The organism is Micromonospora sp. ATA51 (genome assembly GCF_016802855.1).
Lineage (GTDB): Bacteria > Actinomycetota > Actinomycetes > Mycobacteriales > Micromonosporaceae > Micromonospora > Micromonospora sicca.
Map to the genome: position 1 here is coordinate 1 of NZ_JAEVHJ010000266.1, position 9,673 is coordinate 9,673.

Consider the following 9,673-nt stretch of genomic DNA (forward strand, 5'->3'; position numbering starts at 1 on the left):
CCGCGATCGCGCCGCCCCGGTCGAAGGCGAGCGCGTGCCGCGCGGCCGGGCCGCGCGCCGGCACCGGGCGGTAGCCGGCGAACAGCTCGGGGCGGTCCCGGCGCAGCCGCAGCGTCCGGGAGACCACCAGCAGCTTCGCCGCGCCGTCGGCGGCCACCTCGGGCCGCCAGCCGCCGTCGAGCCGGGCCAGCAGGTCCCGTCGTACGGCGAAGTCGACCGGCCGGCGGTTGTCCGGGTCGACCAGCGAGTTCTCCCAGAGTTCGGTGCCCTGGTAGGTGTCCGGCACACCCGGCATGGCGAGCTGGACCAGCTTCTGGGCGAGCGAGTTGGACCAGCCGGCGGGGGTGATCCCGGCGGCGAACGCGGTGATCTCGGCGTGCAGGCCCGGATCGTCGTACATCCGGTCGACCAGGGCGTGCAGCTGGCGTTCGAAGGCCAGGTCCGGGTCGGCCCAGCTGGTGCAGAGCGAGGCCTCCCGGGCGGCCTTCTCCACGTACGCGTGCAGCCGGTCCCGCTCGATCGGCCAGGCCCCGACGGCGGTCTGCCAGAGCAGGTGGGCGAAGGCGCGGTCGGCCAGCGGCGCGCGGGACATCCAGTCCGTCACCTGCTCGGCCCAGCGGCCGGGCAGCTCGGACAGGACGGCGAGCCGGGCCCGGACGTCCTCGCCGCGCTTGGTGTCGTGGGTGGAGAGGGTGGTCATGCTGGCCGGCCAGCGCACCTGCCGGGCGGCGGCGAACCGGTGGAACTCGGCCGGCGGCACGCCGAAGTGCGCGGGGCTGCCGCCGACCTCGTTGAGCGCGACGAACCGGCTCCACCGGTAGTAGGCGGTGTCCTCGACGCCCTTGGCCATCGCCGCGCCGGTGAGCTGCGGGAAACGGGCGGCCAGCTCGTGCCGGGGGTCACGCAGCCGGGCGGTGACCGCGTCCAGGGTGGCGGTCAGGTCGGGGCGGCGCCGGCCCGCCTCCGACCGGGCGGCGGCCAGGTGTCGGGCACCCTCGGGCGGGTAGCCGCGGTAGACCGGGAAGCAGGCGGCCAGCTCGGCCAGCGCCGCCCGGGCGTCCTGCTGGTCGAGGTCCGGGACGAGCGCGGCGAGCCGGCTCAGCTCCGCGGCGAGCAGCCGGGTGGCGGCCGCCAGCTTGGTGTCGTGGGCCAGGTCCTGCCAGGAGGTGTGGTGGCCGGTCAGCCGGGCGTCGAGCGCGGTGAAGTCGCCCTCGGCGTCCGGGTCGACGAAGAGCCCGCTGACCGCCGCCAGGGCGTCGTAGCCGGTGGTGCCGTCGACCGGCCAGGCCGGCAGCTCCTCGCCGTACTCGAGGATCTTCTCCACCACCAGCCACGCGGCCGGCGCGGCCGCGCGCAGCCGGGCCAGGTAGCCGGCGGGGTCGCGCAGCCCGTCCGGGTGGTCGACCCGGATGCCGTCCAGCTCGCCGGCGTCGGCCCAGCGCAGGATCTCCGCGTGGGTCGCGGCGAAGACCGCCGGGTCCTCCACCCGCAGGCCGGCCAGGTCGGAGACGGCGAAGAACCGGCGGTACGTGAGCTCGGCGTCGCCGCGCCGCCAGGAGATCAGCTCGTAGTGCTGCCGGTCGTGCACCTCGCGGGGGCTGCCCGCGCCGGTGCCGTCGGCGATCGGGAAGCGGTGCTCGTGGTAGCGCAGCTCCCCCTCGACCACCTTGAGGTCCTCGAGGGCGTCCGGGCTGTCGGCGAGCACCGGCAGCAGCAGCCGGCCGCGGTCCCAGTCGATGTCGAACCAGTCGGCGTACGCCGAGTCCCGGCCCCGGCGCAGCACGTCCCACCAGGCCGGGTTGGCCGCCGGTTGGGCGACCCCGGCGTGGTTCGGCACGATGTCCACGACCAGGCCGAGGCCGGCGGCGCGCAGCGCGCGGACCAGCCGCTGGCGACCGGCCTCGCCGCCGAGTTCCGGGTTGACCGCCCGGTGGTCGACCACGTCGTAGCCGTGCGCGGAGCCGGGGGTGGCGGCGAGCAGCGGCGCGCTGTAGAGGTGGGTGACGCCGAGGTCGGCGAGGTAGTCGACGAGCCCGGCGGTGGTGCCGAGGTCGAAGCCGGGCCGGATCTGGACGCGGTAGGTCGACCCGACCCGCGTCGTCGCTGCCGCCGTCACGTCAGGTCGGGAGGTGTCGGACATGTCAGGCCGTCCTCTCGAGGACCAGCAGGGAGCGGTCGGGTCCGCAGACCGTGCCGCCCGCCTCCACCAGGGTGGTCTTCTCCGGGTCCGGTTCCGCGGTGCTGATCACCAGCTCCCACCGCTGCCCGAACTCCTCCCCGGGCAGGGTGAAGTCCAGCGGCGCGTCGTGCGCGTTGAACAGCAGCAGGAACGAGTCGTCCCGGTGGCGCTGGCCGTACTGGCCGCGCTCCGGGATGCCGTCGCCGTTGACGAAGAGGGCCACCGAGCGGCCGAAGTCGTTGCCCCAGTCCTCGCCGGTCATCTCCCGGCCGTCGGGGGTGTACCAGGCCAGGTCGGGCAGGCCCGATCCGGCGGCCCGGCCGCCCACCGGCAGCCCGGTGAAGAACCGGCGCCGGCGGAACACCTGGTGGCGGGTGCGGAAGTCGGTGAGCCGCCGGACGAAGCCGAGCAGCTCCTCGTCGGCCCGCGGCCAGTCGACCCAGGCGAGTTCGCTGTCCTGGCAGTACGCGTTGTTGTTGCCGTGCTGGGTGCGGCCCAGCTCGTCGCCGTGGCCGATCATCGGCACGCCCTGGGAGAGCATCAGGGTGGCCAGGAAGTTGCGCCGCTGCCGGGCCCGCAGGGCCAGCACCGCCGGGTCGTCGGTCTCCCCCTCGACCCCGCAGTTCCAGGACCGGTTGTGGCTCTCGCCGTCCCGGTTCTCCTCGCCGTTGGCCTCGTTGTGCTTGTCGTTGTAGGACACCAGGTCGTTGAGGGTGAAGCCGTCGTGGCAGGTGACGAAGTTGATGCTGTGGAAGGGACGGCGGCCGTCGTCCTGGTAGAGGTCGGCGGAGCCGGAGATGCGGGAGGCGAACTCGGCGAGGATGGCCGGCTCGCCGCGCCAGAAGTCCCGCACGGTGTCCCGGTACTTGCCGTTCCACTCGGTCCACTGCGGCGGGAAGTTGCCGACCTGGTAGCCGCCGGGCCCGACGTCCCACGGCTCGGCGATCAGCTTGACCTGGCTGACGACCGGGTCCTGCTGCACCACCTCGAAGAAGGTGGAGAGGCGGTCCACCTCGTAGAACTCGCGGGCCAGCGTGGCGGCGAGGTCGAACCGGAAGCCGTCGACGTGCATCTCGGTCACCCAGTAGCGCAGCGAGTCCATGATCAGCTGGAGCGAGTGCGGGCTGCGCACGTTGAGGCTGTTGCCGGTGCCGGTGTAGTCGACGAAGTACCGCCGGTCGGATTCACTGAGCCGGTAGTAGCCGGCGGTGTCCACGCCCTTGAAGCTCAGCGTCGGGCCCAGGTGGTTGCCCTCCGCGGTGTGGTTGTAGACCACGTCGAGGATCACCTCGATGCCGGCGGCGTGCAGCGCCTTGACCATGCCGCGGAACTCCTGCACCTGCTGGCCGAGGCGGCCCAGGGCGGAATAGCCCTGGTGCGGGGCGAAGAAGCCGATGGTGTTGTAGCCCCAGTAGTTGCGCAGCCCCAGGTCGGCCAGGCGGTGGTCGTGCACGAACTCGTGCACCGGCATCAGCTCGACCGCGGTCGCCCCGAGCCGCTTGAAGTAGTCGATCATGACCGGTGAGGCGATCGCCGCGTACGTGCCGCGCAGCTCCTCCGGGATGTCCGGGTGCCGCATGGTCAGCCCGCGCACGTGCGCCTCGTAGATCACCGAGTGGTGGTACGGGGTTCGCGGCGGCTTGTCGTTGCCCCAGTCGAAGTACGGGTTGACCACCACGGACTTCGGCATGAACGGCGCCGAGTCGAGCTCCGACATCCGGTCCGGCTCGCCGAGCACGTAGTCGTAGACGGCCGGGCCCCAGGAGACCTCCCCGTCGACCGCCTTGGCGTACGGGTCGAGCAGCAGCTTGTGCGGGTTGCAGCGCACCCCGTCAGCCGGGTCGTACGGGCCGTGGACCCGATAGCCGTAGCGCTGGCCCGGCTCGATCCCCGGGATGTACGCGTGCCAGACGTAGGCGTCGACCTCGCGCAGCTCGACCCGGCGCTCGGTGCCGGTGTCCCACTCGTCGAACAGGCAGAGCTCGACCTTCTCGGCCACCTCGGAGAAGATCGCGAAGTTCGTGCCCATCCCGTCGTAGGTGGCGCCCAGGGGATAGCTGTCGCCCGGCCAGACCTGCATGTCGCTCCTTCGGCACCTGATCATGAGCGCACCGAACGGGCGGACCGTCGGTGCGCACGCCGCTAATGCCCCGTCGCCGGAGCGGCCAACCCACCCGTTCGGACCACACCCGATATCCACCAACGTGACCTTCGGTGGACCTTTGGGTGTCTTCGGTCACGATAGGCCTTTTCGAGATGCGCGGGACCGCCCGATGCCCTTTGCTTGATGCGGACGCGTCCGCGTGGGCGGGTCCGCTCGGCCCCTCGGCCTCCCCCACCCCTCTTTCCGCCGCCACCGTTGCCGGCGCGACCCTTCGTGCATGGACGGAGATTGATGTGACCACCCTGCGGGTCGGCGAGCAGCCCGCCACCGCCACGGACCGGACGCACCGGCCCACCCTGACCTCCCGGCCCCAGATCCCGCAGCAGACCCCCGGCCCCGGCGTGCCCCCGCGGACCCGCCGCATCCTGATGCTCTCCTGGGAGTACCCGCCGGTGCTGGTGGGCGGGCTCGGCCGGCACGTGCACGCGCTGTCGGTCGCCCTGGCCGCCGCCGGCCACGAGGTCACCGTGGTCACCCGGCACGCCGAGGGCGCCCCGCTGGAGGAGTACGCCGACGGCGTCCGGATCCTCCGAGCGGCCGAGGACCCGGTCACCTTCCCGCTCGCCACCGGCTCCCTGCTGGCCTGGACCATGGCGTTCAACCACACGCTGACCCGGGCGGCGCTGCGCGCCGCCGAGTCCGGCGGCTACGACGTGATCCACGCCCACGACTGGCTGGTCGCGCACACCGCCATGACCCTGCGCGAGCACCTGGACGTGCCGCTGGTGAGCACCATCCACGCCACCGAGGCCGGCCGGCACCAGGGCTGGCTGCCGGAGGAGATGAACCGCACCATCCACGGCGTCGAGCAGTGGCTCAGCGCCGAGTCCGGCCGGGTCATCGTCTGCTCCGGCTACATGCGCGATGAGGTGACCGCACTCTTCGGCGTGCCGACCGGGCGGGTCGACGTGGTGCCCAACGGGGTCGAGCCGCAGCGCTGGCGGGTGCCGGTCGCCGCGGTCGCCGCCGCCCGCGCGCGGTTCGCCGGAGACGGGCCGCTGGTCACGTTCGCCGGCCGGCTGGTCTACGAGAAGGGCGTGCAGCACCTGCTCGCCGGGCTGCCCCGGCTGCGCGAGCGGCACCCCGGGCTGCGCGCGGTGATCGTCGGCGACGGGCCGTACAAGCCGGCCCTCGAAGCCGAGGTGCACCGGCTCGGCCTGGACGGCACGGTGAGCATGCCCGGCTTCCTCGGCGGGGCCGACCTGCCCGCGGTGATGGCCGCCTCGGACTGCTTCGCGGTGCCGAGCATCTACGAGCCGTTCGGCATGGTGGCCCTGGAGGGCGCCGCGGCCGGCGCGCCGCTGGCGGTGGCGCGCACCGGCGGCCTGGCCGAGATCGTCGAGCCCGGCGTCACCGGGATGACCTTCGCCCCGCAGGACCCGGACGGGCTGACCGAGGCGGTGCACGCCCTGCTGTCGGACCGGGAGCGCGCCCGCGCGCTGGCCCGCCGCGCCCGCACCATGGTCCACGAGCAGTACGGGTGGTCCGCCATCGCCGCCCGCACCGCCGCCACCTACGCCGCGGCGATCGCGGGCGACCCCGCGTTCACCGCCGCCGCGCGGAGGAGCGGATGAGCCTCGGCCGGGTGCTGCCCACCCTGCCCGAGGGCAACCTGTTCGCCGCCGCCGGCCTGCGCTGACGGACCGCATACGACGACGCGAACCGGAAGTGCCCTGGCCTGACCAGGGCACTTCCGTTCGCAACTCAAGGGCAGCGGAAGAGTCGCTGCCTCCGCCGCGCCTCGGTCGTCAAGCGCCAGGCCCGTAGCAGCCGCCTGGCGCGCTGGACGCGAGGACAGGCCCCGTCAGGCCGGCAGTGCGGACAACGCCGGCGGGTATGGAAGTCGAGCATGAAGCCGGCGGCCATGACAAGGAATGGCGGTTCTGGCACCGAAGCGCTAGTCATGCGTTCAGGGTATACGACTAGAGCGTGTGCGCACTAGGCGTCCGTGAAGCTGATACGTGACTAGTTGTCGGACACCTAGCGTCCGAGGCATGACCAAGAAGCTGCGGCTGGTCGGGTCGGCAGAGATCCGCGTACTCCTGGGCGGTGTGTCGCGCCAGCGGGTGTACCAGATCACCAACCGTCGAGACTTCCCGGAGCCTGTCGCCAAGCTCGAAATGGGCAACGTCTGGCTCGCCGAGGACGTGGAGAAGTGGATCACCGAGAAGCGTCCCGAGATGGACTAGGGACGGTGAGCCCTTGCCCTGACGGCTGGCGCGTACGCGAAAAAGGCCGCCGACCCCTCGTGGGGTCGGCGGCCTTTTGTTGCGGCTGGGGCGGGGTCAGCGATCCGCGGCCGGGGGGTAGTCGCGCTCCGGGTAGCCGGTGTAGATCTGGCGCGGGCGACCGATCTTGGTCTCCGGGTCGTTGATCATCTCGCGCCACTGGGCGATCCAGCCGGGCAGCCGGCCGAGGGCGAAGAGCACCGTGAACATCTTCGTGGGGAAGCCCATGGCCTTGTAGATCAGGCCGGTGTAGAAGTCCACGTTCGGGTAGAGCCGGCGGGAGACGAAGAAGTCGTCCGCCAGGGCGATCTCCTCCAGCTCCATCGCGATGTCCAGCAGCGGGTCCGGCTTGGCCATCCGGCCCAGCACGTCCTGCGCGGCCTTCTTCACGATGGCGGCGCGCGGGTCGTAGTTCTTGTAGACCCGGTGGCCGAAGCCCATCAGCTTCACGCCGTCCTGCTTGTCCTTCACCTTCCGCACGAAGGAGCGGACGTCGCCGCCGTCGGCCTTGATCTTCTGGAGCATCTCCAGCACGGCCTGGTTGGCGCCGCCGTGCAGCGGGCCGAAGAGGGCGTTCACGCCGGCCGAGACCGAGGCGAAGAGGTTGGCGTTGCTGGAACCGACCAACCGCACGGTCGAGGTGGAGCAGTTCTGCTCGTGGTCGGCGTGCAGGATGAACAGCATGTCCAGCACGCGGGCCATCACCGGGTCGACCTCGTACGGCTCCGCCGGGACGCCGAAGGTCATCCGGAGGAAGTTCTCCACGTAGCCCAGCGAGTTGTCCGGGTACAGCAGCGGCTGCCCGATCGACTTCTTGTAGGCGTACGACGCGATGGTGGGAACCTTCGCCATCAGCCGCACCGTGGACATCTCCACGTGCTCGGAGTCGAACGGGTCCAGGCTGTCCTGGTAGAAGGTGGAGATGGCGCTGACCGCCGACGACAGCACGGCCATCGGGTGGGCGTCGCGCGGGAAGCCGTCGAAGAAGCGGCGCATCTCTTCGTGCAGCAGCGAGTGCCGCCGGATCCGCTCGCTGAACTCGGTCAGCTGCTGCTGGGTCGGCAACTCGCCGTAGATCAGCAGGTAGGAGACCTCCAGGAAGGAGGACTTCGCGGCCAGCTGCTCGATCGGGTACCCGCGGTATCGCAGGATGCCCGCATCACCGTCGATGTAGGTGATCGCGGACGAGCAGGACGCGGTGTTGACGAAACCGGGGTCGTACGTGGTCATCCCGGTTTCCTTGAGCAGGTGGCTCACCCCGATGCCGGCGGGGCCCTCGACCGCGGACTGGACCGGCATCGACAGCTGCCCACCGGGGTGGTCGAGCTTGACTTCCGTCATGTGTTCCTCGCTTCGCCGGCAAGATCTTCGTTGAGTTGCCTTCGCTTTTACCGTAATCGCGGTATCGGGGGCACCGCTCGTCGTGGTTCCGCGGTGAGGTATGCGTCACCCGATTCCCGACTTGCCGGCTCGGAAACCCTGTGCATGATCCAGGGCAGGGCGGCAGGGACGGGGCGCGCCGGTGGCGAGGACGGTGCGGCGGGGGCGGGAAGCCGGCCTCAGGAGAGGGCGAGCCGGCGCAACGCGCCGTCGGCGCCCACCCGGTAGACGTCGAGGCGGTTGGCGCCGGCGGTGAAGAGCCGGTCGTCGGGCAGCAGCGCCGCGAAGCGCCGGCCACCCTGGTCGGGCGGCACGACCGGGACGACGGCGCCGACCGTGCCGTTGACCGCCACCGCCAGCATCGTCCCGTCCGGCACCGCGGCCGGCACGGTCCCCCAGACCAGGGCCGGCAGCTCGCCGTGGGCCGGGTTGACGGCGCGGAACGCGGCGAGGTTCGCCACCTTCGCCGTACCGCCGGCCGCCCGCTCCCCCACCCGGGTGCCCACCAGCGGATTCGGGATCGGCGTGGCCGGCGGCGACGGCACCCCGCCGGTGATCGTCACCGGCTGGCCCGGGCGGTCGTAGAAGCGCTTGTCGGCGCGCTCGCGCGGGGCCTGCCGGGCGGACCGGCCGTCCATCCGCCACGGGATCCGGATGTGGGCGTGATCGGCGATGGTGGGCAACAGGTCGACGTGCTCCCAGTTGCGGTCGTCCACCCGGGCGGCGCGCTGGCCGGGCTCCTTGACGAACATCGGCACCCAGGCCACCTGGTCGGCCGCGTGGTTGATCGCGTCCATCCCCCGGCCCTGCCAGTCCTTGCGGAAGCTCACCCCGTGGTCGGCGGTGACCAGGACGAGGGCCTTGTCATAGAGGCCGCTGGCGCGCAGCGTGCGCAGCGTCTCGCCGATCAGCCGGTCGGTGTAGCCGAGCTGGGCGAGGTGCCGCTGCCGGGCCAGGTCCACCCAGCCGGCGCCGTCGCTGGGCAGATCCTCCGGCGCGGCGTAGTGCGCCCCGGACGGCAGGTACACCCACGGCGAGTGCGGCATTAGCAGGTGCAGGAAGTGCAGGGCGGGCCGGGACGACGGGCGCAGCCCGGCCAGGAAGCTGGTGAAGCGGGCGGGCTGGTTGTCGTCGAGGGTGTCCCAGCGGAACTTCGGGTCGGCGGGCACCGGCTCGGCGGCGTCCAGGCCCGCCTCGGCCCGGGTCAGCTCGCGGTAGGAGTTCTCCGGGTCGATCCGGCTGTCCACCGGGGCGGTGACCTGGCGCAGCAGCTTGCCGCTCTCCCGGACCAGCACGCCGAGCCCCTGCTCGGGGCTGGCCGGCTGCTCGCAGCGGCTGGGCGGGCAGAGCCGGGTGATGCTCTCCTCGGCCTTGATCTCGTACAGGCCGCCGAGGGCGGTGAAGAGGTTGTCCGGGTACTGCGCGTAGTGCGGGGCGTACGGCTCGGCCGGGTAGCGGCCGGTGAGCATGGCCGGCAGCGCGTACGGCGTCCAGCCGCTGACCCCGGTGGCGTTGCGGTACCAGGTGGAACCCTGGGCCAGCTCGGCGAAGTGCGGGTAGCGGGTGGCGTCGATCCTGCCGTCCGGGCCGAGCAGCGAGACCAGCGGCAGCTCGTCCAGGACGATCATGACCACCGGCGGGTGGGCGCCCGGGCCGGCCACCCCGGCGGCGCCGGCGTGCGACCGGGGCAGCACCGACGGCCGAGGCCGGCGAGGCGAAGAG

4 protein-coding genes and 2 pseudogenes are annotated in these 9,673 nt (G+C 72.3%); 2 read left to right on the forward strand and 4 right to left on the reverse strand.

The features are described 5' to 3' along the window. Positions 1 to 2,140, reverse strand: a 2,140-nt coding sequence (treY, locus tag JNW87_RS29180; RefSeq protein ID WP_238454757.1) for a malto-oligosyltrehalose synthase, incomplete at its 3' end; no start/stop codon positions are given. A gap of 1 nt (position 2,141) precedes the next feature. Continuing rightward, positions 2,142 to 4,259, reverse strand: coding sequence for a glycogen debranching protein GlgX (glgX, locus tag JNW87_RS29185; RefSeq protein ID WP_109802489.1), 2,118 nt, complete (start codon positions 4,257 to 4,259; stop codon positions 2,142 to 2,144). Between the two features lie 317 nt (positions 4,260 to 4,576). On the opposite strand from glgX, the pseudogene JNW87_RS29190 reads away from it, so the two are divergent. Both JNW87_RS29190 and JNW87_RS29195 read left to right on the forward strand, forming a co-directional pair. Beyond that, positions 4,577 to 5,982: pseudogene (locus JNW87_RS29190) on the forward strand (glycosyltransferase family 4 protein). Between the two features lie 355 nt (positions 5,983 to 6,337). Beyond that, complete coding sequence (locus JNW87_RS29195; RefSeq protein WP_109804335.1) at positions 6,338 to 6,532, forward strand: DNA-binding protein; 195 nt, start codon at positions 6,338 to 6,340, stop codon at positions 6,530 to 6,532. 96 nt (positions 6,533 to 6,628) lie between these two features. Here JNW87_RS29195 and JNW87_RS29200 read toward each other — a convergent pair whose 3' ends face one another. Next, positions 6,629 to 7,912: a citrate synthase gene (locus JNW87_RS29200; protein WP_109804334.1), complete on the reverse strand. Its 1,284-nt coding sequence runs from the start codon at positions 7,910 to 7,912 to the stop codon at positions 6,629 to 6,631. Between the two features lie 218 nt (positions 7,913 to 8,130). Further along, positions 8,131 to 9,673: pseudogene (locus JNW87_RS29205) on the reverse strand (sulfatase-like hydrolase/transferase); the annotation flags it as partial.

Coding starts and splice junctions, on each gene's coding strand:
- glgX (WP_109802489.1), bottom strand. CDS start 4,259: ATGCAGGTCTGGCCGGGCGACAGCTATCCCCTGGGCGCCACCTACGAC.
- JNW87_RS29195 (WP_109804335.1), top strand. CDS start 6,338: ATGACCAAGAAGCTGCGGCTGGTCGGGTCGGCAGAGATCCGCGTACTC.
- JNW87_RS29200 (WP_109804334.1), bottom strand. CDS start 7,912: ATGACGGAAGTCAAGCTCGACCACCCCGGTGGGCAGCTGTCGATGCCG.